The sequence below is a fragment of the Candidatus Neomicrothrix sp. genome (assembly GCF_035329545.1).
GTDB lineage: Bacteria > Actinomycetota > Acidimicrobiia > Acidimicrobiales > Microtrichaceae > Microthrix > Microthrix subdominans.
On record NZ_DAOLGP010000002.1, the window covers coordinates 120,779 to 143,008 of the forward strand.

The following is a 22,230-nucleotide window of genomic DNA, read 5'->3' on the forward strand; positions in this document are numbered from 1 at the left end:
CCGTCCCTCACCGGCTTGACCCGCAAGGCGTGCGCCTACGTCGCCGGGCGAGGGTTGCGGCTCCGCCTGCTGCCCGACCACAGACCTCAACAATCGAGAGCGACGCAAGCGCCGTGCAGATCTCGTGGCGGCGCTCGTGTGACCAAGCTCCCAGGCGCTCTGCCATTGCCGACTTCGGAATACACCGCAACTGGTCGAACACGATGACGCTGTCATGGTTGATTCCCTCGGCTGCGCCGACGGGGAGGCACGTCGGAATGTGGCGGATCATGGAGGTGACGGGAGCAACGACGATCTCGTTGAGTACCGGGATCGCGTCAGAACGGGTGACCAACAACGTGTTGGGACTTGAATTGTCATACGCCCTGCGTCCTCTGGACACGAGCGGGTTCCTGTCAGGTGACCAGCGTCATAGGTTGGGGTGATCGAGCCAACGATCGACCATCTGGCAACCCTTCCTGCCCGACGCGCCGCCGAGCACCCCGGCGGTAGGTGCTTGGACGATGACCGCCTCGACCTGACCAACGTCGAGTTCGCTCAGCGGGTCGACGCTACGGCCGCCATGTTGGCCTCGCACAGCGTCGGTGCCGGCGACGTGGTGGCCACTGTTCTCACCAACCGCGTCGAGCTCGTCGTCGTCATGTTCGCCGCCTGGCAGGTCGGCGCCACGCTCACGCCGGTCAACCCCGCCCAGAAGGCCAACGAGGCCGAGTTTCAGTTGAGCGACTCCGCCTCGAAGGTCGTGGTCCACGAAGGGTCTGCGTTCCAGTTGGACGACGCCACCTTCGTCGATGTGGCGGATCTTCCCACCACTGGTTTCGGCGGCGCCACCGTGCCCTCCGCAACCGATCCGTCGGCGTTGGCCCTGCTCATCTACACCAGCGGCACGACCGGGACACCCAAGGGGGTTGAGCTCGACCACGCCAACCTGATCGCCATGGTGACGGGCATCATCGAGGCGACCGGGCTCGGCGCGACCGATCGTTGCCTACTCATCCTGCCGCTGTTCCACGTCAACGGCATCGTCGTGTCAATCCTGTCGCCGCTGGCCGTCGGCGGGTCCACGTCGATCACCGCCAGGTTCTCGCCCTTGGCGTTCTTCGACATCATCGCTCGGGAGCGGCCGACCTACTTCTCCGCCGTGCCGGCCATCTACGCCATGTTGTCCACGCTGCCCGACAGCGTCGAGCCCGACGTGTCATCGGTTCGCTTCGCCGTGTGCGGTGCGGCGCCGATGCCCGCCGAGCTGAACGAACGCTTCGAGCAGCGCTTCAGCCTCCCGATCGTGGAGGGCTACGGGCTCTCGGAGGCCACCTGCGCCTCGACGCTGAACCCGATCGACGGCGTCCACAAGCCGGGCACCGTCGGCGTGGCGCTGCCGGGCCAAGAGGTGATATTGCTCGGCGAAGACGGTCGCCCGACCACAGAGGGCCGGGGCGAAGTGATCATTCGCGGTCCGATCGTGATGCGCGGCTACCTGGGACGCCCCGAGGAGACCCCCAACACCCTCGTCGACGGCTGGCTGCGTACCGGCGACGTCGGCGCGATCGACGAGGTCGGCTACCTGAGCATCGTCGACCGATTGAAGGACATGATCATCCGGGGCGGCGAGAACATCTACCCCAAGGGAATCGAGAACGTGCTCTATGGGCATCCCGAGGTGCTGGAGGCCGCGGTGGTTGGTCGCCCCGACGACGTGCTTGGCGAGGTGCCGGTGGCCTACGTCTCGCTGAGAAACGCAGGCGCCACCACCGCTGAGGAGCTACTGGCGCGGTGCGCCGATCGGTTGGCCCGCTACAAGGTGGCCGTACAGATCACGATCATCGACAACCTGCCCAAGAACCCGATTGGCAAGATGGCCAAGCCCGATCTGCGCAGCCGTTCGGCACAGGCAGCCGGCTGATCCCCGGTGCCGGCCCGCATCCTCACCTGGAACCTCGAGCGAACCCAGCCGCTACGCGGGCGCGGCAGCGCAGCGGTCGACCATGTGTTCTCGCTGGCGCCCGACATCGCGGTGCTGACCGAAACCCGGATCACGTTCCCCAAACGGGGCGGCCACACCCTCTGGAGCAAGCCGCCCCGAAAGCCACGCCACGACGCCGACGAGCGCACGGTCCTGGCCTGGTCCCGCCAGCCATTCTCAGACGTCGACCACGCTGGTGCGCCAGGTCTCGACACCAGCCGCTTTGTCGCCGCCACCACCGAGACGCCCATCGGGCCGATCCGGGTGTTGGCGGTCTGCATCCCATGGCACATGGCCGAGGTCACCTACCCAATCGACGTTAAGCGTCGCCCGTGGGAGCTGCACCTCGACTACCTGGCGATCCTCGCCGACATGACCGCCGGGGTAACCGTGCCGACGATCGTCGTCGGCGACTTCAACCAGCGGATCCCACGGGTTCGCTACGGCAACCATCGCGCCGCCCAGGCACTCGCCGCAGCGTTCCAACCACTGCAGATCGTAACCGAAGGTGTCCTGAAAGGTGTCTCCCGACCGGGCATCGATCACATCGCACTCAGCGATCACCTACAGGCCCAGACGGTGTGGGGCTGGCCCAACCAGGTCGACGGACGCCGCCTGTCGGACCATGACGGATCAGGCGTCGACATCGGCCTCGCCCCTGCGCAACCGACGACCCTGCCGAGGTCGGTGGAGCCGTAGGGTTCGGCGGATGAACGCCGACGACGTCAACGTCATGCTGGCCGAGCACTTCCCCGGCGCCGGCGCCAACTGCGTCGAACTGGGCGACACCTACGCCGTTGCATCGACCGAGCTGAGCGAGCTGTCGATTCGGCCCGGCGGGTACGTCTCTGGCCCGACCCAATTCGCTATCGCCGATGCGGCCCTCTGGTACGTGACCTTCGTGGCGATCGGCCGCATCGAGCCGATGGCGCTCACCTCCGAGCTGTCGATCCGCTTCCTGCGCCCCGCGCAGGGGGAACGCATCTGGGCACGAGCCGACCTGGCCACCGCCACCCGTCGTTCGGTGGTCGGCTCGGTGTCGGTGTGGATGGATGATCGCTCCGACCGACCCACGGCCGTCGCCCAGGGCACCTATGTGCTGCCTCGGGCCAAGGACTAGACCGGGCGCTATGGACCCGTCTCCGCTCGAGCGCCTGATCGCCACCGACGAGATCCGCAATCTGGTGGCCCGTTATGCGATCGCCACCGACGCCCGCGATTTGGACACGCTGGTCGGGCTGTTTGTCGACGACGTCAACGTCGGCCGGCTCGGCACCGGACGAGAAACGCTGCGAGACAGCTTCGACCAGGCGTTGCGAGGCATCGGCCGCTCGTTTCTGTTCGTCGGCACTCAGCTGGTCGACGTGGTCGACGCCGACCATGCCGCCGGCCAGGTGTACTGCAAGGCCGAGATCCAGGACGGCGACCGCTGGATCCACCAGGCCATCCTCTACAGCGACACCTACGAGCGACGGGACGGCCGCTGGTACTTCGTGCGTCGGATCCACGAGCTGTTCTACGGCGCCGAGGTGGGAGTGAACCCGCTAACGCTGCCGCCTGCCGACTGGCCGAAGAACCACGACGGTCTGGGCACCCGACCGGAGGCCTGGGACACCTGGCGGGAGTTCTGGTCGAACGACGCGGCGGCTTCGTGAACCTCTCGTGACGGTTCCTCCTCCGCTTTGGTCCAATGCGCGCCCAGGGAACTCTGTCGCTATCGCGCGCTCTACGACGCGATAGCGGCAGAGTTCGCTGCCGGAGCCGCTCAGCTCAAGCGCCGAGGACACTCGCTAGGGGCCTTGTGGCGGCTCCCGGCCAAGTGCCGTCAATATTCGCTCTGCATCAAATTCTCGTCCCGGTACCTTGTGCTCCATGACCTACGACGTGCACCTCGCTGACCGGATTCGAGCGCTGCTCGGCGACGAAGTCGGCGTCACCGAACGCAGGATGTTCGGTGGGCTGGCCTTTCTAGTGAGTGGGAACATGGCGGTAGCCGCCAACAGCAAAGGCGCGCTGATGGTGCGAACCGGAGCGGACCGCTTCGACGAACTCCTCGACGAGCCCGGCACCAGCATGGTGGTGATGCGCAACCGACCGATGACCGGTTGGCTCGACGTCGACGCCGACCACCTCCTCGCCACTGCCCGGCTCAGATTCTGGATCGAGGTGGGCGTCGCCTTCGCCCGCCGCCTGCCCGCCAAGCGCGCGACGTAGTAGTCGCATTCACGGCCGAACCGGGCGGCTGTGCTGCAGGCTGTAGTAGCCAGACCGAGACCACGGCTAACTCAGAAGTTGGGGCAACCGATGACGGTCGGAGCAACTCAGCACGAAGAGTCCGGAGGCGGTACCCGGAGTAACGCCGACGCCATCGAAGTCATACCCCCATTTGACAATTTGGATGACACCGTCGCCCTCCATCGGGTGGACCAGGAAGAGGATGGCGGCCACGACCGACAACACAGCCGACGAAATCAACAAGAACCACAAAACGCCAAGTTTCATCGGCACCGTCCCGTTGCGAACTTACCCACATATCGGCAGGCCAGACACACAAGGGTGGAAGGTGTCAATCGGAGGCTGAGTTCGCCCGCACCCTTCCCGCTCGATAGCCGGTTTCGTTCGTCCCCCACCGGAGGGTGTCGCTGCCCGATGCCCGGCTCCGGGCCGGGTACCTTGAGGGTGTGCGATCGCTCGATACGTCTTCAGAGGCTCACGCCGTCCAACGGGCGGTGTTTCAAGCCATGACCGGCGAACAGCGGGTGCTGGCGGCACTAGCTATGGCCGACGAGGCCAGGGAGATTTCGATGTCGGGGATCCGGGCAAGGCGGCCGGAGTTGAGCGACGAGCAGGTGAGACTCGAATGGTTGCAGCTGCTTCACGGCAGAGAGTTCGTGGAACGCCTGACGACCCGATGATGAGCCAGTTCGGCTTTCTCGCCGAGGTCATCGCTGCCCTCGATGCCGCCGGGGTCACCTACATGGTGACCGGCTCGATAGCCAGCACCCATCACGCTGAACCCCGAATGACCCGGGACATCGACATCGTGATCGAAACGGATCATGTGGCGGTCAAGCTCCTCGTCAATCAGTTCGATCCCACGCGGTTCTATGTCGGCAACGCCCAGCAGGCCGTTGCCGACCGCGACATGTTCAACGTGATCGACACCACCGGGGGCTGGAAGGTGGATCTGATCATCCGCAAAGCGCGTCGATTCAGCGAGGTGGAGCTCGGTCGACGCCAGCACGCCCGAATCGGCGAGGTCGACCTGTACGTCGCCACCGCCGAGGACACGATTCTGAGCAAGCTGGAGTGGATGCGGATGGGTGGATCCGACCGGCAATTGGCCGATGTCGTGGCCGTGCTCGAGACGCAGGGTCCGGCGCTGGACCATGATTACATGGACCGCTGGGCGCCGGACTTAGGGGTCGAGAACCTCCTCCAACAGGCCCGACGTCTCGCAGAGTAGACCGCGCATCTGGCTTGGTCTCCGATCGATCGGGGCGTGCGGCTCGCCGTCGCGCTCGCCGAGTCGCTCAGGGCGCCCCTGCTGACAGCCGACCGGCACCTGGCGACAACTCCAGGCAACGCCAATTAGCCGCGAGGCGATACACGCTCCGATTTGGTAGGTCGACCCAGGTGGGGTGCCGGCTGACAGACTGGGGTCATGTCTCGCCGACGCAAGGGTCAACGCAAAGGCGGCGGTCGCGTCACCCCCAGAGGTGACGCCGCACGCTTTCGACCAGGTACCACCGAGGTGTCGGGAGTCCCGTCGATCGGTGGGGTAGGTGGCCGCTTCGATGCACCCCCGCCGATCACCGGCCTGTTCGATCCGTTGGCCAACCACCTCATCCCCTCCCGTGACGACCACCCGGCGGAGGTCGAACGCCTTGCCTGTGAGCTGGTCGGGCTGACCCGGTCGATCGCCGACGACGAACCCATGCCCGGTGGCCCAGCGTCGTCGCGACCGAGCGAGTTGACCGGAATGGCACCGACGGAGGACGCCGAGGCGATGTTGACCTCGGCGGTCCTGGCTTTGGCCGAAAGCCAACAGTTCCGCCCCGAGGCCCGCTATGTCGACTGCATCAGGCCGATGCTTCCCTTTTGCGCCCCGGGCGCCCAATCGGACCTGTTGCGTCGCGTGAACCTGCTGGAATCCAAGATCGGGGCACCGCAGTGGGCCGACGCCGTCTGGAACGCCACATCGGTCGGTGGTTGGCGCGGATGGGATGACCTCGGCGATCTCGACACCATCGGGCTGGAGCTGAGCTGGCCCGGCAACTGGGAAAACCAGGTGCTGTTTGCCAGCATCGTCGTGCAGGACGGGCCCTTCGTCCAGGAGTTCGTCGTGACGACGATCGACGAGTACCGGAGGGTGTTTACACCCGGTACTCCATGGCCGGTTGGGCCTGACGAACCGCCATGCCGAGCCGACGTGATCCGCCACCTCGAGCCTCTTGAACCCGCTGAGGCCGCCGGCCGTATCAGCCACGCCATCGACCTCACCGAGATGATGATCGACGCGCCGGTGTCCGACGACTCGTACCTGTTCGTTCCACTTGCGCGCCAGATCCTCTCTGGACAGCCATCGGTTGCACCGCCCGATCCGATCGAGGCCTCCCATGACCAACGCGAGCAACTCATCCTTGAGTTCCTCAACGCCGACGGTGTGGCAGCGACGCTCGGGCTGGAGGACGACCCAGGTTCATCCCAGCAGATCGGCGAGTTCTGCGAGCTGTTCATCGACTACTCGGAGGGCTACGCCGGAGGCGACATCCATCGCTGGTCGCCCATGGTGGTGGAGGGCTTTCTCCATTTCTATGGCGTGAAGGTCATGTCCGATCCGGACACCGACGAGTTACTCGAGCCGGTCCTGACCGAGTGGATCGCCTATTGCCACCGGTTGAAGGGGTGGCCCGAGTCGGTCACCGTCGAGGCCCTGGAGGTGTTCGATCAGCACTACGAGTGCGCCATCGATCCCGACGCCCAAGATGCCATCACCCCGATGGTCGACCTGATCCGCCTGGCCGTGGAGATGGGCATCGACCTGGAGGACCCCATATCCGTTAGGGAACTCCTCGCCACCTGGGACCCCGCCCAGGTGGGGGCGACAGCCGAGCCGTGGCCAGCTGACGGCGCTGCCGAGATGATGTGGGACCTGGTGCCCGCGAAAGCGGTGCCCCACTGCGAGTCCGTGCTGGCGATGGCCGAACCTGTGCTGGACGACCTGTTCTCACCCGACCACCTCACGTCGGCACGACGGATGCTCGCCGATCTGGCCGAACGCCACACCCAACCCTTCCTGCGAGGTCGGCCCGACGTGTGGGCGGCTTCGATCACCTACGCAGTGGCGCAGGTTCATAGCGCCTTCGACTCCACAGGCAGGATATTTGGCTTCGACGAAAAACTCGCGCCGCAGCAACTGGTCGACGCATTCCCCACCGTGTCCAAGGCGTCGATGACAAACAAGGCCACCACCGTCCGAGCCTGGCTGAACGCCGACGGCTCCGGCCGATTCCGTTACAACCGGACGGCCGCCATGTTGGGTGGCGTCAGCCCCCCGGGTGAACGGCACTGACTTTCGGTACCGCCGACGCCCGTGGTCTCGCTACGGCGGGCGTTCCGCGAGAGGCTGGGGACATGACCAACCCCGACGCCGCGTCCGCAGTCGACAACATCGAGGTGGACAAGACCGAGTCGGTCACGCTCACGTTCGGCGACGGAGAGGTTGCGGTGTTCGAACTGGAGGACCTGCGCCGCGCATGCCCCTGCGCCGGGTGTCGCAGCCGGCGCGACCAGGGCCTGCCCGTGTGGCCGGTACCCGGCAGCCAGATGCCGTTGGAGATCACCGATGCGGCGCTGCATGGCGCTTGGGCGCTGACCTTCACCTGGAACGACGGCCACTCGGCGGGCATCTATCCCTTCACCTCGCTACGCCGCTGGTACGACGGCGAAGCCAGCTACCTGCCGGATTCCGGCCTCGGCGGCTCTCGCGAGGGCTGACGTATCAATTGGCCTCACGTTGGTGAAGTCATCGCCCCCAAGGTCCAGCTGGGTGCATTTGCTTCCACCTGTAGAAAGTAAACCCACCCGGTTCCGGCATGGGTGTCGTTACGACGGGAGGCAGGTCATGAGTCGGTACCGAAGCCAGTCGCCGTGCCGCCGAAGGATGGCACGGGCCGCTCGGGGTCGGCGGTCATCGACGCCCCACCGCCGGAGATCGAGGTGGGGCCGCCGGGACGCATCAGATCGTCGCATCTCGGCTCATCCGGCCCGAGCGACGCCGCGTCCGCCGCACGTCCAACCTCGATCACGCGATCGAGCAGCGCCCGCTCCCGTTCGCCGAGCAACGCCAGGTCGTCCGACACCAGCGCCAGACCTCCCGACACGGCCACCGCTGCGGACCACGTGGCGATCTCCACGTCGGTCAGGTCGGTCTCGGAATGGCGCAACATCAGGCAGTCGGGGTCGTTCTGCCACAGCCGGCGGTGTTGCCAGGTGCGGCTTACCGTGTTGATGTAGGCGTTGCGCACCGACGGCGCCTGGTACTCGGTGCCCGGCTCCGGATCCCTTGGCAACCAGTACGGGGCGACGTCGGACCCGATGCGCATGGCGTCGACCAAGCCCACCGTGGAGGCCAACGGCGCCCCACAACCAAGGATGTAGGCATCGTCACCGGCGCCACGACGGATGGCGTCGTAGCCCATCCGCACCCGCTCGGCAGGCGTCTTGGTGGGGTCGAAATACGCACCGCGAAACGTCGAACTGAAGGTGAAGTCGAGCTTCAGGTAGGTAAAGCCGAGGCGCACCAGTTCGGCGGCGACCGACTCCAGGTGCTCCAGCACCTCGGGCATGGTCACGTCGAGCTGCCACACCATGCCGTCCCAAATTGGGTTGAACATGCCGACCAGTGGGTTGCCATCGGCGTGGCGGGGCACCCAGTCGGGGTGGTCCTTGGCCAGCTGCGAGTCAGGATGGGCTAGGAACGGGGCGATCCAAATTCCCGGGGTGAAGCCCGCTGCAGCGATCGAGGTCGCCAGCGGCGCCAACCCGGACGGAAAGCTGTCGTTGGTGGTCAGCCAGTCGCCGATGTGGGCCTGAAAGCCGTCGTCGACCTGAAACACGTCGAAGGGCCAGCCACCCTCTGTCGCCGCTGCCAGGTTGGAGGCGATGTCGTCCTCGGTCACCCGCTCGAAGTAGTGGTACCAGGAGCACCAGCCCACCGTGTATGCACCGCTGGTGAGGGCCCCCTCCGCAGCGCCGACCCGGTCGGCCCAGCCGGCCAGCAACCGGTGAGCGTCGACGCCGCTGGCCGTGGCGACCGGATGGAGGGTTCGGGTGGACCCGCCCGGTAGCTGCACACCCCCGAGCCAGGCCTCGGCCCGCAGGCGAACCGTGCCACCCTCTCGGTACAACCAGAAGGTGCCCTCGTGCGTGGTTCCGCCCAGAAACCCGAGCTGAACCAGCGGCTCACCCTGACCGAGATCGGCAACCACCACCTGCTCCGAGCGCAGCCACCCCTCGGGGGCCACACCGGGATCGGCGTGGAACGAGGGACGAACGTACTCGGTGCTGTCGGGCGCGTTGGTGTCGTCGCAGTCGACGCCGAGGCGTTGGCCTCGCGACGGCAGCCACGACTGGTAACCGTGACAAAACACGCTGACGTCTTCGCCGGCGCGCCCAAGCTCGATGTCGACGGCGACTGCATCGAGCTCGACGGGCTCCGACCCGGGGTTGTGCACCGACCAGGTCCAGCCATCGGCAGTAGCGTCGCAGCGGATCACAACGCCACCCAGAGCGATCGAATCGCCGTCCAACGCTGCTGCCGATTCGGCGACCCCGGGGCGTCGAACCACTACGCGGGCGCCCTCCAACCAACGCTCGTTCACAATGGCCATCCCGGCGTTCCCCCCTCGGTATCCAACGGAGCGCACGACGATAGCGATGCGCGTCGAGAAGCGTCGCTTCAGACGAACCTCACGGAAACCCGAGTGTCAGCCCGGTTGGGTGCGTCTCAGCCGTCTCGTCGCGAACGGGGCTTGCCGCCCCGATCGTCCCGTCCCTGGTAGCCGCCTCGATCGCCACGGCCGGAACCCCGATCGTCGCGCCCCTGGTAGCCGCCTCGATCGCCTCGACCGGAACCCCGGTCGTCGCGCCCCTGATACCCGCCACGATCCGGACGGTCGCCGCGGTCGCTCCCGCGACGATCCTCCCACTCGTCGGAGCCGGCCTTATCGAAGCGCACCGTCGGGGTCTCGCCCCGAATGGTGGTGGCTCGCAGCGCGGTGATCACCTCGCGAGCGTTGCGGTCGGGCACCTCCACGATCGTGAAGTTGGGCGCCACGTTGATCTTGCCGATATCGGGGCCATCGACCCGGGTTTCGTTGGCAATCGCTCCCACCAAGTCACCGGGGCGCACACCGTGGTTCTTGCCAACGCCAACAAAGATTCGGGCCATGTCGCCCGCCGGAGCACCCCGGCTGGAACCGCGATCATCGCGACCTCGAGGACCACCTCGGCTCTCGCGCTCTTCGGACCGGGGCCCGCGGGGCCCGCGCTCCCCAGAATCCCGCTCCCGACCACGAGGAGCACCGTCGCGCTGGTTGCGGCCCTTGCTCCGCTTGTCGCCTCGCGCCGACACGTCGGGGATCTCCTGGTCGTCGTCGACGACGCCGCTCACTTCCTGCACCAGCTTGAGCGCAGCGAGCAGCACCAGACGCTCCGAGTAGTCGTCGGCGAGCGCTTCGACCACCGGCACAAACCGCTCCAGCTCTGGCGTGTCCAGCTCACTGCCCTCAAGCGCCGATTCCACCCCGGCGTTCTCCAGGGTGGAGCGCAATGTTGCGGCCAGCTGCTCGAGCTTCCGGGAACGCCGCTGGGCGGCGCTGGGAACCTTGGCCACCTCCATGCGGCGACCGGTGAGGCGCTCGATGTTGTCGAGCTGGCGACGCTCGCGGGGCTCGGACAGCGTGATCGCCACGCCCTCGCGGCCGGCGCGCCCCACCCGGCCGATCCGGTGCACGTAGGTCTCGGGGGCCGACGGCACGTCGTAGTTGACCACGTGGGTCAAGTGGTCGACGTCCAACCCGCGAGCGGCGACGTCGGTGGCGACCAGCAGGTCGGCCACCCCGCCTCGGAGCCGACCCATCACCCGATCGCGCTCCTCCTGGTTCATGCCGCCGTGCAGGGCCTCGGCCCGATAGCCGCGCCCGTTCATCGTTTCGGTCAGCTGGTCGACCTCCACCCGGGTGCGGCAGAACACCAGGGCGGCATCGGGCGACTCGACATCGAGGATGCGTCCGAGCGCCGCCGCCTTGTGCGCACGGTGCACGACGTAGACCCGCTGGGAGACCAACGGAGCGCCGCTCTCGGACGGGGCAGCATCGCCGATGCTGATCCGCACCGGGTTGCTGAGGTGGCGGCCGGCCAGGCCCTTAATGCGGGCGGGAACCGTGGCCGAGAACAGCACGGTCTGGCGGCTGCCGGCACTGCCTTCGAGCAGCTCGTCGAGGTCGTCGGCGAAGCCCATGTCGAGCATCTCGTCCGCCTCGTCGAGCACGACCATCTTCAGGTCGTTCAGCGCCAGCGAGCCCCGATGGAGGTGGTCGACAGCCCGGCCCGGCGTGGCGACGACGACGTCGACGCCCCCGCGCAGACGCGACAGCTGCCGCCCGATCGGTTGGCCGCCGTAGACCGGCAGCACCCGCACGCCCAGCCCTCGGCCGTACTTGTAGATCGCTTCCGACACTTGCACGGCCAGCTCACGGGTGGGGCACAGCACCAACGCCTGGGGCGTCTTGCGAGCCGCTGCATCCAGGTCGATGCGGCTGAGGATCGGCAGCGCGAACGCTGCGGTCTTGCCGGTGCCGGTGGCCGCCTGACCGATCAGATCACTCCCGGCCAGCATCGGTGGAATCGCCTCGGCCTGAATCGGCGTGGGCTCCTCGTAGCCCAGGTCGGCCAGTGCCTTCAGCAGCTCGGGCCGCAGCTCAAGGGCCTCGAAACCGCTCGGGGTGGGCTCGGCAGCCTGCGGCTCAGGCTCAGGCTCAGGCTCAACAGCAGCGGGCTCCGGCTCAGGCTCAACTTCAACAGCAACCGGCTCAATCGCAGTAACGGGCTCGGGATCGACCGGTGCTGGCGCCGGCTCAGGCTCGACAGCAGCGGGCACTGGCTCAGGCTCGGGATCATCAACCACCGGCTCCGGAGCAACAGCAGCGGGCTCCGACTCAGGCTCGACAGCCACTGGCACGGGCTCGGAACCCGCAGGCTCAGCAATGGCTGGCACAGGTTCGACAACAACCGGCCCGACAGCAACCGGCTCGACAGCAATCGGCTCGGCGGCAACCGGCTCGGGCTCGGGCTCGGCGGCAATCGGCTCGGCGGCAGCCGGCTCGGCGACAGCAGCTACCGGCTCGGGCTCAGGGTTGGGATCGGAGGTCAACACAAGCTGGCGTTGCACGGACTCGGCCGGCGCAGTCGGCGCCGGAGGCGCGGAAGTCGCGGGTGCCGGGTTCGATACTTGTTCATCGACGGCCTCATCGGGCCCGGCGGTTTCGGGGGTCACAGGATCGTTCGACACAACTCACTCCATACGTGGCGACGAGCAGCAGCATCGCCCCAACGGCGACGGATGGCCCTATTCGCGAGAGCATCTATTGTACTCGGCCCAGCCGGCCCGCTACGAGCCCGGATTGTTGCGCTCCGGTAGCGTGCGACCCATGAGCCACCCCGTAGACCTCGACGAACTGGACGCTGCACTGCGTCGTTACGGGTCGCACGCCTTCCTCATGACCACCAGCGATGACCTGCGGCCCCACATCAGCCACGTCACCGTCGAGCTGGCAGGGGGCATGCTCACCTGCGGCGCCGGGCGCAAGACAGGTGCAAACGCAAGCGTTCGACCGATGGTCAGCCTGCTGTGGCCCGCCCCGGAGGAGGGCGAGTTCAGCCTGATCGTCGACGGCGACGCCACCCTCGACGGCGATGTCCTCCGGGTGACGCCCACCGGAGCCATCCGGCACCGCCCTGCGTCCGACCCCGACTGCACCGTTGACTGCGAGCCCCTCACCCATGACTGAGGGGCGCACGGGGTCGAACGCCGCCGGCACCGAACACCTCACCCCTCGTTGGCTCCGGCGGTCCTCGGCGTGGGCCTGGCAGCTCGGCCTGCTCCTGCTCCTCCTGATCGCCACGTACTGGATGGTCACCCACTTTCTAGTGGTCACGCTTCCGTTGATGATCGTCGCTGTGCTGTCGACCCTGACGATGCCGCCCCGGGATGCCCTGGTGCGACGCGGCATGAAGCCCAGCCTGGCCGCCACCACCGTCGTGCTCGGTTCGATCATCCTCCTGGTGCTCGGAGCCGTGGCTCTGGCGCCGAGCTTCGCCAACCAGCTCGGGGACCTGGGCCCGAAGATGGAGGACGGCTACGAGTCGGTGCTCGACTGGGTCGAGGAGGGGCCGATCGGTTACGACCGTGCCGAGCTGACGGACTTTGGCAAGAGCCTGGGCGACTCGCTGAGCTCGGGCAACACCGGCGTGGTCAATGGCGTGGTCAAGGGCGCCTCGACCGCCTTCGAGTTCCTCGCCGGTTTGGCGTTGCTGGTCGTGGTCTTGTTCTTCGTCACCAAAGACGCCGAAGACCTCATGAGCTGGGGAGAGGAGCGACTCCCGGCGAGCTACCGGCCGACGGCCGCAGCGCTGGCGGCGCGCGCCTGGACCGCGCTGTCGGGCTACGTGCGGGGCACCGCCACCATCGCGTTGATCGACGCTCTCGGGATCGGGTTGGCGTTGCTCATCCTGGGTGTACCGCTGGTGATCCCCCTGACCCTTCTGGTGTTTCTCGGGGGCTTCCTTCCGGTGATCGGCGCCTCGATCGCCGGGCTCATCGCCGTGCTCGTGGCGCTCGCCGACGGCGGGGTGGTCACGGCGCTCCTGGTACTCGGAGCCGTCGTGGCCGTGCAGCAACTGGAGGGCCACATCCTCCAGCCGGTGATCATGCGGCGGGCGGTGTCCTTGCACCCGATCGTCATCCTGGTCGCCCTCGCCACCGGCTCGGCGATGCTGGGCATCGTTGGGGCGTTTCTGTCCGTCCCGGCCGCCGCAGTGCTGTCGGCGGTCGGCAACGAGCTGCGCCTTCGCTCAGAGGCGGGTCTGTTGAGCGATAACACCCGAGGCGACGCACCGTCGGACCCGCTGGGCGGTCCAGGTGTTGCCGAAGCCGGCCTGGCCGCCCTGCCAGCGGCAGACCACGAGCCGGCCGATGGAGACCCGGAAAGCGACCCTGACTGACGACGGGCTTGCCGACGTTGATGCGACGCGATGCGCTGCGCATCATGCTTCGCCCCGGCGTTGAGGCCACCGGTCGGCGAACTTTGCGAGGCGCGGCTTCGGCTCCGAGTGGGCTGCGCTATCCGGCGTCTGGGAGCAGCCGATCGGCGAGAAACTCCAGCACCTGATCGAGGGCGACCCTGGTGGGGTGGCCCGGTTCGTCGACGAGGTCCTCGGTCAGCACCGAGTGCGCCAGCCGACGGTTGCCATGAGGATTGTTCTTCGACGAGTCGATCTCGATGCCGATGAAGTTTTCGCCGAGCAGATCCTCCAACGCAGCGAACCGGCGGGCCGGCGACAGCGGATCGTCGGAGAAGCGGGCCCCGATCACGCACACGCCGGCGGCGGCCCGAGCCTCGACCGCAGCGCGGTCGACCGGTGACAGGTGGACGCTGGAGCTGCGCCGCTTACCTGGCCCGATCGGCAGCGACGGCTGGCTGAGCACCGGTGCGACGACGCTGGGCTCGGTCATCATCCCCAGCGCGAACCCGCCGGTGAAGCACATGCCAACCGCACCGACACCGGGACCACCGCAGCGTTCGTGCTCGGCGTTGGCCAGTGACCGCAACCAGGTGGAGATCGGAGCGGTCGAGTTGGTGGCGAAGGCGGCAAACTCCGAGGCCACGCACGCCTTGGTGATCGACCGAGCGATGTAGCTGGGGCTGATCGAGCGACCCGGCTCACCGAACAGCACCGGCAGCGTGACCGAGCAGCCCAGCGTCCGCACCCGGCGGGCGAAGTCGGCCACCGCTGGGGTGATCCCCGGGATCTCGGCCATAACGATGCAGTTGGGCCCCTCCCCGCTGCGGTACACCTCGCGTGTAAACCCGCCGCCGCTGTGCGAGCCCAGCTCGAAGTCGTCCAGCGGATCGTCGGCAGCCATCTCCCCAGTCTGACAGCCGGTGCGGACCGATCGCCCGCTGTAGGCTCTCCACCGCCACTTGACCGCACGGTCAAGTTGTCGGCCCGGGGGCACGCTTTGCCCCGAGGCATCGTTCGCCACGGCCGGGGAGGGCCATGACTTCGAAGACCGGATCCGCCACAACTGCGTCCCCCACGACCCCGCCAGCGGACGCCCAGCCGAGCACGGCCCAGCCCACCGGGCTCGACCTGCTCGACCCGGAGCTGTACCGCGGCAACCCGCAGGAGCTGTGGGCCGAGCTGCTCGCCGGCGACACGCTCGCCCGCGATCGCAACGGTCTGTGGGCCGTGACCCAGCACGCCCACCTGCGCGAGGCGGAGCGGCGCAGCGCCGACTTCACCTCAGGACCCGGGTACCGGTCCCTGCCGTCCGCGGACGAGAACAACATGATCGCCCTCGACGATCCCGAGCACCTGCGCCAGCGGCGCCTGGTGTCGGGGCGCTTCACCCCGCGGGCGGTGCGCACCCACGAAACCTGGCTGCGCGCCGCGATCGGCGAACTGCTCGACGCCGCCACCGACGCCGACGCAGCGACCGGTCGTGGCGAGATGGAGGTCATCGACGAGCTGGCCTCCCAGCTGCCCTGCCGGCTGACCGCCCGGCTGCTTGGCTTCCCCGAGGAGTCGTGGCGCGACATCAAGGAGTGGTCCGAGGCGCTGATGCGAATCGACGAAGTCGAGCGGGACCAGCACGCGGCACTCGGCCTGTTCAACGCCGTCGTCGCCTTCAACGGCGTGTTGCAGCCGTTGGCCGAGCAACGCCGGGCCGAACCGGCCGACGACCTGGTGTCGGTCTGGGCCAACGCCGACGTCGACGGGTTTACCTACGATCCGACCCGTCTCTACCATGAGGTGGGGCTGTTCATCGCCGGGGGCGCCGAGACCACCCGCACCGCCATCGCTCACGGGCTGCGGGCGTTCTGCGACCACCCGGAACAGTGGGAGTATCTCGCCGCGCATCCGGAGGCCATCCCGACCGCAGTCGAAGAGGTGATCCGGTTCGTGACACCCCTCAACAACTTCTTCCGAACCGTCGACTGCGACACCACGCTGGCGGGCACCGACCTCGCCACCGGCGACCGCCTGATCCTCTTGTACCCGGCGGCCAACCGCGACCCGAGGGTCTTCAACGATCCCACCCGCTTCGACATCACCCGCTCGCCCAACCCGCACCTGGGCTTCGGGCAAGGCACCCACTTCTGCGTCGGGGCGAACCTGGCCCGCTACGAGCTGACGATCCTCTTCGAGGAGCTCACGCGCCGGATCCGTGACCTGACGCCGCTGAGCGAACCCGACGTCGAAGCCAACATGTTCGCCCGAGCCGTCCGGTCCTTCCGCCTGGGGTTCGCACTGCGGTAATCGCCCCGGCAGCAAGCGGGTGTCTAACCCAGCAGCGCTCCGTAGAGCGCCAGGCCGGCGCTGAGAACCACCATGACCAGCACGAGCGACCGAAAGCGTTCCTCCGGGACGCGCTCGTGGAGTCGGTTGCCCAGCCAGAACCCCACCGGGAGGGCGGGCAGGCTGACCACCGCCGCGATCAGCACCACCCGATCGATCTGGCCCGCCACCCCGAACAGCACGAGCGAGGTCAGGTTGACCGCGACGATCACCGTGGACGAGGTGGCCCGAAACGCGTTCTTGGCCAACCCACGGCCCTGCAACAGGATCACGATCGGGGGACCGCTGACACCCACAGACGTCTTGAACATCCCGGACACGAAGCCGACCCCGACATCGAGCGATCCGTTGGGCCTTCGCAACCGAATCCCGAGGGTGAGCACCCCGGCCGAGGCGAGCACCGCCAACGCAATCAGGATCTGCAGCGGCTCAGGGGCCATCCGGCTGAGCACGACGATCCCGACCGGCATGCCCAACAACGCGCCGCCCAACAACCGGTAGGCCACCGGCGCTTCGACGCTGCTTCGGCTTTTCCAGGCGACCGCTCCGGTACTGCCGACGCTCATCACCGCCGACAGCACCACTGCTTCCTTGGGTCCGACCGCCAGCGCCATCAGCGGGACGGTCAGCAGCGAGAACCCGAAACCGGCGGCGGCGTTGAGCGTGGCACCCAGCCCGACGCCGAGGACCAGCACCACAAACCCGGCGGCGCTGGGCATGGCCTAACCGCTCGGCGGGCGGAAGGGGCGGATCACGCTTCCCAAGCGGCGTCCACCGTGTCGTGTGCGTCGAGAATCGGCCGGCAGTGCTCGTCCAGGTCGATGGCGTTGTAGGCGTCGTGGGTCCATCGCTCCCACTGCGGGCCGCCGGGCAACGACGGGGTCCCTTCGGTGGCAAAGGCCACCCAGGCGCCGTGCACCGAATCAGCCAGCACCTGAGGCGCATCGGGCCCGACGAGCACCTCGATGCCGGGCATGTGGGCCAGGTCGAACACAAAGGGCAGTTCCATGGCATGCGCTGCACCCAACATGCCGCCCATCGACGGGCTCTGCCAGGAGAACCTGTAGGCGTACGTGGCACCGTGCGACGTCTGCGCATGCAGCAACTTGGCGGCAGGACGACGGAACAACAGGTCGGTGAACGCGTTGTTGAGGAGGTCCTTGGCCGGTGCATCCCCGCCCATCGTGCGATAGGCGTCGGCTAGAGCTGCGCCGTTGCCGCTGACCATGTCCAGGCGTCGAACCAGCGTCTCGTCGTCGATCGGGGAGGCGTCCATCAGCGCGAACAACTTCCACTCATCGGCGTTGTAGCCCACCAACACGTCGACTCCGGGGGCGCTGCCCGACGCAATGGCGGCCAAGGGGTCGAGAGGCACGAGCCCCCCGTCGGTTACGGGGCGGAACGGCAGAAACGTCAGTGGGTCGCCGCCGGCCTCGATCGTCGCCTCGACATCGGCGAAGCGCTCCATCAACACCTTGGACTGCACCGCCATCAGGTCCTCGACCGGGAGGGCGAGCAGCCCGGCGACGTCGTCCGCCCCGGACTCGGCCAGGTACTGGGCGGCCAGGGTCTCGGCCGCCTCGGCGGTGGAGGCGGCGTTGACGCCGCCCGACTCGCAGATCGCCCGGCGGAACAACCCGGTGGCAGCGTCGGAGGCCAGCAGCAGGCTGACCGACATCGAGCCCGCCGACTCGCCGAACACGGTGACGTTGCCCGGGTCGCCACCGAAGACAGCGATGTTGTCGCGCACCCACTCGAGGGCACAGATCTGATCGCGCAGGCCGTTGTTGCCGCTCCCGGCATAGTCGGGGTCGATGGCACCCAGCTCCATGAAGCCCAGCTCGCCCAGGCGGTAGTTGAGGCTGACCAGGACCACTCCGTCACGGGCGAACGCCTCGCCGTCGTAGATGGGCGAGGAGCCCGAACCGATCTGAAACCCGCCGCCGTGGATCCACACCATCACCGGTCGACTTCCCTCGGTGTTCGGGGTCCACACGTTGAGGTACAAGCAATCTTCGCCCGGGGTCTCCGGCTCTGCGCCGGTGATCGCATCCATCATCGACGGGTTCTGCGGAGCGATCGGACCGAACGAATCGGCGACGCGAACGCCTTCCCACGTCGCTGGCGCAGCCGGTGGCCGAAACCGCAGTTCGCCCACCGGCGGGGCCGCATAGGGGACGCCCAAGAACTTCCACCCGTGATCGGTGGCGGTGCCGCGCAGTGCGCCCTGTGTGGTGCTGACCTCGGTCATCGAACGCTCCCCGGAATCGTGTCGAGCGGCCGCCCGCTGCTGCGATCGGCCCAGGTGGCAAGTGTGCCACGACATGGCTGTGCTGCAGTACAGCCGGCGTAGGGCGGCTCTGTTCGACCTGTTCAGAAGTTCGGTGCTGTCCAGGCTTCCCGGCCGGTGGTGGTTCCACCCGCCACCGTTCAGGAGGCCGTCGGCCCGGAACCGATGCCGTGATAGGGGCGCCCGGCCGCCTCCCACTCGCCGTACAGCTCGAAGAACGAGCCACCAAACGGGTCATCGTTCACCAGCGGCATGGCGGCCCGGCGAATGGTGAAGTCCAGCGGGGCCAACTCACCGGCCCGGGCGAACAACCGCCCGGCCGCCTCGTCGTCGCCGTTGCGTCGCAGCTCGACGGCCAGGCGAAACCACAACCGGGCCGACTCCTCGTCCTCGCTGAGATCGCCGATCACCGACGGGTCGACCTCCAGCTCGGCGGGCACCACGTCGCTTCGCACCCAGGTGCGGATCGCATCGAGCGCCGGGCCGGACTCCAGCCCGTGAAACTCGGTGAACAGATCGTTGGAGAAGGCCACCCAGTTGGGCACGACGATGCGGTCGGCCTCGTCAACCCACACGACGGTCGGCACGTTGGAGACCGCCAGCGTCTCGCTGAGCACATGATGGCGATCCAACAACACCGGCAAGTCGATGCCCTCGGCGAAGGGCTCGACGTCGGCGGCTGAGTCGTCGAAGGCCACGGCGATGAACGCCACGTCATCGCCCAGTTCATTCTGCAGTGCCTGCCAACCTGGCAGGTCGTAGCGACAGCCTCACCAGCTGGCGAAGACCACCAGCACCTTCTTCTTGTTGGCCCATGTTGACGACGGCATCGGATCGCCATCCAGGTCGGGCAGCTCGAAGGGCGGCAGCTGCGCGTGCGTCAGCGCCAGTGCCCGCTGGGATCGCCGCTCACCCAGCACAACCGCCGGAACCTTCGGGTCGGCGATGATCGGTGCGTCGAGCGCAACAGCCAACGCAGTGACGTCGACGTGGCCTTCGGCAGCGAGACCGACCCTGTCGGGCACGCACAGGTCACCGCGACACAACCCCTCCTCCTTCAACGTCCATCCGGTGGCGTCGGCCAGAGCGGCGACCTTGAGCTGCAGCGAGTCACCATCCCAGGCAGCATCGACCACCGAGCTTCCGCTCGGCGTGATGAACGTGGTGGCAACCATGAAGCCCTCCCCAGGAGATGATGTGGCGAAATCCTACCGCCCGCCCCCGGCAGACCTGTTCGGGCCGCGCGTGCCCCCAAAGAACCCCGAGTGCTCGTCGTGGTGTGGAGCTGTGCCCCTCACTACCGATGGCGCAGCTCCACACTTCCGTCCGGTCACCCCCTGCGTCTCTCCGATACCGTCGTCGTCGTGTCCAAACCAGCAACGTTCAGAGCCAACGTCGGCATCGTGGTGACCCGGGGCGACGGCCAAGTGGCGTGGTTCGAGCGCATCGATCACCTGGGCAGCTGGCAATTTCCCCAGGGCGGCATCAACCGCGACGAACCTCCACGCAGCGCTGCGGCCCGTGAACTGCTCGAGGAGACCGGACTGGGCGACGAGCGCATCGAATGGGTGGCCGAGCTGGACGAGTGGCTGGCCTACACCTTCCCCGCCGAGCACTCCGGTCGTCATTTGGGACAGATCCAGCGATGGTTTCTGGTGCGCACGGTCGGCGACGCTGAGCCCGATCTCGACGCGGCCGCCGACGACGAGTTTCGATCCTGGCGCTGGGCCGATCCCGAGGCCTATCTCGATCGGGTGGTCGACTTCAAGGGGGCCGTGTACCTCCGGGTGATCGACTGGCTTCGAAGCGAGCTCGATCTTGCCTGAGCCGGGTCGTATCGAAGCCCCGTAGTCCGCCTGACGTGAAGGCCACACGCAACGCGATCTGGATTAGGTTGCCGGGTCGGCGAACCGACTGGCGGAACGCCCTCTAACGAAAGACGTGCGCGATGCAACTCGCAGCCGAGTTTGGTACCGGTCAGGTTCTCTGGTCGATCATCTGGTTCTTCCTCTTCTTCATCTGGATCATGTTGATCTTCCAGGTGTTCGGTGACATTTTCCGCAGCCACAACTCGGGTGTCAGCAAGGCCCTGTGGACCATCGGGATCATCTTCCTGCCCTACCTGGGCGTCTTCCTCTACCTCATCGTCCACGGCTCGGGCATGGCCCAGCGGCAAGCGCAGAGCATGCAGAAGAACGACGAGGCAATGCAGGCCTACATCCGTGACGCGGCCGGCACCGGCACCACCGCCGACGAGCTGGCCAAGCTGGCCGAGCTGCACAACTCCGGCAAGCTCGATGACACCGAGTTCGCCGCCGCCAAGGCACGCCTGATCAACGGCTGACGCCAGCCCGTGCCCTGACTGGCTACGGTGCATGACGTGCGCATTCAGGTAACCAACGACGACGGCATCTCCTCGGAGGGGCTTCAGGAACTCGTGCGGCATCTCGCCGCCACCGAGCACGAGATCGTGGTGATCGCGCCCGACGCCGACTGGAGCGGAGCGGGCACCTCACTGGCCAGCTCGGGGGAGGGCTACGTCAACCTGGGCGAAATTCGCTCCGAGCGGGTGACGATCGACGGGGCGGAGGAGGTCGAGGCCCACGCCGTGGCCGGAGCCCCGGCCTACACGGTGGTCGTCGCACGTCTCGGCGCATTCGGCCCCCCACCGGACTTGATTGTCTCCGGCATCAACGCCGGTGCCAACACCGGCCGGGCCGTGCTGCACTCGGGCACGGTCGGAGCGACCCTGGCCGGCCAGAACTTCGGCTTGTCCGGCCTGGCGATCAGCGCGGCCGAGACCTCCGACGGCCATCCCTGGTTCTGGCCGACCGCAGCGGCGCTGGCGGTCGAAATGCTGGACCTGGTGATCGAGGCACCCCAGCGAACCGTGCTGAACCTGAACGCCCCGGCGTGCGACCTCGAGGACTGCCGCGGCGTTCGGTGGGCACGACTGGCCCCCTTCGGCACCATGCGAGCCGCCATCGCCACCGACGACGACGACCGTCGGCAGTTCGAACTTCAGCCCAGTGGCGCCGTGCCGCCACCCGACACCGACGTGGCGCTGCTCCTCGATGGCTTTGCCACGATTACCACGCTGGTCGGGGTGACCGAGGCGTGGACCGACACGACCCTCGACGAGGAGGTCGACACCGACGACCTCGTCAGCAGCGTTCGCCCCGGGGCCGACCTGCAACCGGTGCACCGGGTGCCCGACGCCTCGTCACCCCACGTGCTGCGCCGCCCCGACACCGCCGAGGACCCGACGGGCTCCGCCGTATCGTAGGGCCCCTCCGTGTCATAGGGGGCAGCACATGTCGTAGTGGGCGGC

Annotated in this window: 23 protein-coding genes; 15 read left to right on the plus strand and 8 right to left on the minus strand. The window is 67.5% G+C overall.

Annotated elements, in window-relative coordinates; all coding sequences use genetic code 11:
- Positions 1–7: 7 nt before the first annotated feature.
- Positions 8–382 carry a type II toxin-antitoxin system PemK/MazF family toxin gene (locus PKD89_RS19915; protein ID WP_425591217.1) on the minus strand — a complete coding sequence of 125 codons (375 nt, stop codon included), beginning with the start codon at positions 380–382 and terminating at the stop codon, positions 8–10.
- 39 nt (positions 383–421) lie between these two features.
- Between PKD89_RS19915 and PKD89_RS02030 the strand changes: the two genes are divergently transcribed.
- From PKD89_RS02030 to PKD89_RS02070, 9 genes are all read left to right on the plus strand, one after another.
- Entirely contained in the window at positions 422–1,903 is a 1,482-nt protein-coding gene (locus tag PKD89_RS02030; RefSeq protein ID WP_289012405.1) for a class I adenylate-forming enzyme family protein, read from the plus strand.
- A 6-nt stretch (positions 1,904–1,909) separates the two neighbouring features.
- A complete protein-coding gene (locus PKD89_RS02035; protein WP_289012406.1) occupies positions 1,910–2,662 on the plus strand; it encodes an endonuclease/exonuclease/phosphatase family protein in 753 nt (250 codons plus the stop codon).
- Positions 2,663–2,672: 10 nt separating this feature from the next.
- The gene (locus tag PKD89_RS02040) at positions 2,673–3,083 is read left to right on the plus strand and encodes a PaaI family thioesterase (protein WP_287375982.1); all 411 of its coding nucleotides are present in this window, start codon (positions 2,673–2,675) and stop codon (positions 3,081–3,083) included.
- Between the two features lie 10 nt (positions 3,084–3,093).
- On the plus strand, positions 3,094–3,618 hold the full coding sequence (locus tag PKD89_RS02045; protein WP_287375980.1) for a nuclear transport factor 2 family protein: 525 nt from the start codon (positions 3,094–3,096) through the stop codon (positions 3,616–3,618).
- A gap of 217 nt (positions 3,619–3,835) precedes the next feature.
- The gene (locus PKD89_RS02050) at positions 3,836–4,177 is read left to right on the plus strand and encodes a TfoX/Sxy family protein (protein ID WP_287375978.1); all 342 of its coding nucleotides are present in this window, start codon (positions 3,836–3,838) and stop codon (positions 4,175–4,177) included.
- Between the two features lie 527 nt (positions 4,178–4,704).
- Positions 4,705–4,878, plus strand: coding sequence for a hypothetical protein (locus PKD89_RS02055; RefSeq protein ID WP_287375975.1), 174 nt, complete (start codon positions 4,705–4,707; stop codon positions 4,876–4,878).
- Positions 4,878–5,429 carry a hypothetical protein gene (locus PKD89_RS02060; RefSeq protein ID WP_287375974.1) on the plus strand — a complete coding sequence of 184 codons (552 nt, stop codon included), beginning with the start codon at positions 4,878–4,880 and terminating at the stop codon, positions 5,427–5,429. Before PKD89_RS02055 ends, PKD89_RS02060 begins: the two co-directional genes overlap by 1 nt.
- A 198-nt stretch (positions 5,430–5,627) precedes the next feature.
- The gene (locus PKD89_RS02065; protein WP_287375973.1) at positions 5,628–7,538 is read left to right on the plus strand and encodes a DUF6398 domain-containing protein; all 1,911 of its coding nucleotides are present in this window, start codon (positions 5,628–5,630) and stop codon (positions 7,536–7,538) included.
- A 62-nt stretch (positions 7,539–7,600) separates the two neighbouring features.
- Positions 7,601–7,963: a DUF971 domain-containing protein gene (locus PKD89_RS02070; protein WP_287375966.1), complete on the plus strand. Its 363-nt coding sequence runs from the start codon at positions 7,601–7,603 to the stop codon at positions 7,961–7,963.
- A 125-nt stretch (positions 7,964–8,088) separates the two neighbouring features.
- On the opposite strand, the gene PKD89_RS02075 is transcribed toward PKD89_RS02070, so the two are convergent.
- Positions 8,089–9,858, minus strand: a complete 1,770-nt coding sequence (locus PKD89_RS02075; RefSeq protein ID WP_289012407.1) for a glycoside hydrolase family 36 protein — start codon at positions 9,856–9,858, stop codon at positions 8,089–8,091.
- Between the two features lie 116 nt (positions 9,859–9,974).
- A complete protein-coding gene (locus PKD89_RS02080) occupies positions 9,975–12,065 on the minus strand; it encodes a DEAD/DEAH box helicase (protein WP_425591220.1) in 2,091 nt (696 codons plus the stop codon).
- Between the two features lie 613 nt (positions 12,066–12,678).
- Between PKD89_RS02080 and PKD89_RS02085 the strand changes: the two genes are divergently transcribed.
- The gene (locus PKD89_RS02085; RefSeq protein ID WP_289012409.1) at positions 12,679–13,038 is read left to right on the plus strand and encodes a hypothetical protein; all 360 of its coding nucleotides are present in this window, start codon (positions 12,679–12,681) and stop codon (positions 13,036–13,038) included.
- A complete protein-coding gene (locus tag PKD89_RS02090; protein ID WP_289012410.1) occupies positions 13,031–14,251 on the plus strand; it encodes an AI-2E family transporter in 1,221 nt (406 codons plus the stop codon). The genes PKD89_RS02085 and PKD89_RS02090 overlap by 8 nt, the downstream gene beginning before the upstream one ends.
- Before the next feature lie 118 nt (positions 14,252–14,369).
- Here PKD89_RS02090 and PKD89_RS02095 read toward each other — a convergent pair whose 3' ends face one another.
- A complete protein-coding gene (locus PKD89_RS02095; RefSeq protein ID WP_287375953.1) occupies positions 14,370–15,173 on the minus strand; it encodes a dienelactone hydrolase in 804 nt (267 codons plus the stop codon).
- A gap of 134 nt (positions 15,174–15,307) precedes the next feature.
- On the opposite strand from PKD89_RS02095, the gene PKD89_RS02100 reads away from it, so the two are divergent.
- Entirely contained in the window at positions 15,308–16,570 is a 1,263-nt protein-coding gene (locus tag PKD89_RS02100; protein WP_289012411.1) for a cytochrome P450, read from the plus strand.
- A gap of 23 nt (positions 16,571–16,593) precedes the next feature.
- Here the strand turns inward: PKD89_RS02100 and PKD89_RS02105 are convergent, their stop codons facing one another.
- The 4 genes from PKD89_RS02105 to PKD89_RS02120 form a co-directional block, all read right to left on the minus strand.
- Positions 16,594–17,328: a sulfite exporter TauE/SafE family protein gene (locus PKD89_RS02105; RefSeq protein WP_287375947.1), complete on the minus strand. Its 735-nt coding sequence runs from the start codon at positions 17,326–17,328 to the stop codon at positions 16,594–16,596.
- A 32-nt stretch (positions 17,329–17,360) separates the two neighbouring features.
- A complete protein-coding gene (locus PKD89_RS02110) occupies positions 17,361–18,860 on the minus strand; it encodes a carboxylesterase/lipase family protein (RefSeq protein WP_287391145.1) in 1,500 nt (499 codons plus the stop codon).
- Positions 18,861–19,039: 179 nt separating this feature from the next.
- On the minus strand, positions 19,040–19,612 hold the full coding sequence (locus tag PKD89_RS02115) for a TlpA family protein disulfide reductase (RefSeq protein WP_289012412.1): 573 nt from the start codon (positions 19,610–19,612) through the stop codon (positions 19,040–19,042).
- 57 nt (positions 19,613–19,669) lie between these two features.
- Complete coding sequence (locus PKD89_RS02120) at positions 19,670–20,074, minus strand: hypothetical protein (protein ID WP_289012413.1); 405 nt, start codon at positions 20,072–20,074, stop codon at positions 19,670–19,672.
- 189 nt (positions 20,075–20,263) lie between these two features.
- Between PKD89_RS02120 and PKD89_RS02125 the strand changes: the two genes are divergently transcribed.
- The 3 genes from PKD89_RS02125 (at position 20,264) to surE (ending at position 22,185) form a co-directional block, all read left to right on the plus strand.
- Positions 20,264–20,725 (plus strand): RNA pyrophosphohydrolase, encoded by a 462-nt coding sequence (locus PKD89_RS02125; RefSeq protein WP_287391140.1) that lies wholly within the window; start codon positions 20,264–20,266, stop codon positions 20,723–20,725.
- A 122-nt stretch (positions 20,726–20,847) separates the two neighbouring features.
- Complete coding sequence (locus PKD89_RS02130; RefSeq protein WP_287375937.1) at positions 20,848–21,243, plus strand: SHOCT domain-containing protein; 396 nt, start codon at positions 20,848–20,850, stop codon at positions 21,241–21,243.
- A 36-nt stretch (positions 21,244–21,279) separates the two neighbouring features.
- A complete protein-coding gene (surE, locus tag PKD89_RS02135; protein WP_287375935.1) occupies positions 21,280–22,185 on the plus strand; it encodes a 5'/3'-nucleotidase SurE in 906 nt (301 codons plus the stop codon).
- Positions 22,186–22,230: the final 45 nt, after the last annotated feature.

Coding starts and splice junctions, on each gene's coding strand:
- PKD89_RS02040 (WP_287375982.1), top strand. CDS start 2,673: ATGAACGCCGACGACGTCAACGTCATGCTGGCCGAGCACTTCCCCGGC.
- PKD89_RS02045 (WP_287375980.1), top strand. CDS start 3,094: ATGGACCCGTCTCCGCTCGAGCGCCTGATCGCCACCGACGAGATCCGC.
- PKD89_RS02050 (WP_287375978.1), top strand. CDS start 3,836: ATGACCTACGACGTGCACCTCGCTGACCGGATTCGAGCGCTGCTCGGC.
- PKD89_RS02055 (WP_287375975.1), top strand. CDS start 4,705: ATGACCGGCGAACAGCGGGTGCTGGCGGCACTAGCTATGGCCGACGAG.
- PKD89_RS02060 (WP_287375974.1), top strand. CDS start 4,878: ATGAGCCAGTTCGGCTTTCTCGCCGAGGTCATCGCTGCCCTCGATGCC.
- PKD89_RS02065 (WP_287375973.1), top strand. CDS start 5,628: ATGTCTCGCCGACGCAAGGGTCAACGCAAAGGCGGCGGTCGCGTCACC.
- PKD89_RS02070 (WP_287375966.1), top strand. CDS start 7,601: ATGACCAACCCCGACGCCGCGTCCGCAGTCGACAACATCGAGGTGGAC.
- PKD89_RS02075 (WP_289012407.1), bottom strand. CDS start 9,858: ATGGCCATTGTGAACGAGCGTTGGTTGGAGGGCGCCCGCGTAGTGGTT.
- PKD89_RS02085 (WP_289012409.1), top strand. CDS start 12,679: ATGAGCCACCCCGTAGACCTCGACGAACTGGACGCTGCACTGCGTCGT.
- PKD89_RS02090 (WP_289012410.1), top strand. CDS start 13,031: ATGACTGAGGGGCGCACGGGGTCGAACGCCGCCGGCACCGAACACCTC.
- PKD89_RS02095 (WP_287375953.1), bottom strand. CDS start 15,173: ATGGCTGCCGACGATCCGCTGGACGACTTCGAGCTGGGCTCGCACAGC.
- PKD89_RS02100 (WP_289012411.1), top strand. CDS start 15,308: ATGACTTCGAAGACCGGATCCGCCACAACTGCGTCCCCCACGACCCCG.
- PKD89_RS02105 (WP_287375947.1), bottom strand. CDS start 17,328: ATGCCCAGCGCCGCCGGGTTTGTGGTGCTGGTCCTCGGCGTCGGGCTG.
- PKD89_RS02110 (WP_287391145.1), bottom strand. CDS start 18,860: ATGACCGAGGTCAGCACCACACAGGGCGCACTGCGCGGCACCGCCACC.
- PKD89_RS02120 (WP_289012413.1), bottom strand. CDS start 20,074: ATGGTTGCCACCACGTTCATCACGCCGAGCGGAAGCTCGGTGGTCGAT.
- PKD89_RS02130 (WP_287375937.1), top strand. CDS start 20,848: ATGCAACTCGCAGCCGAGTTTGGTACCGGTCAGGTTCTCTGGTCGATC.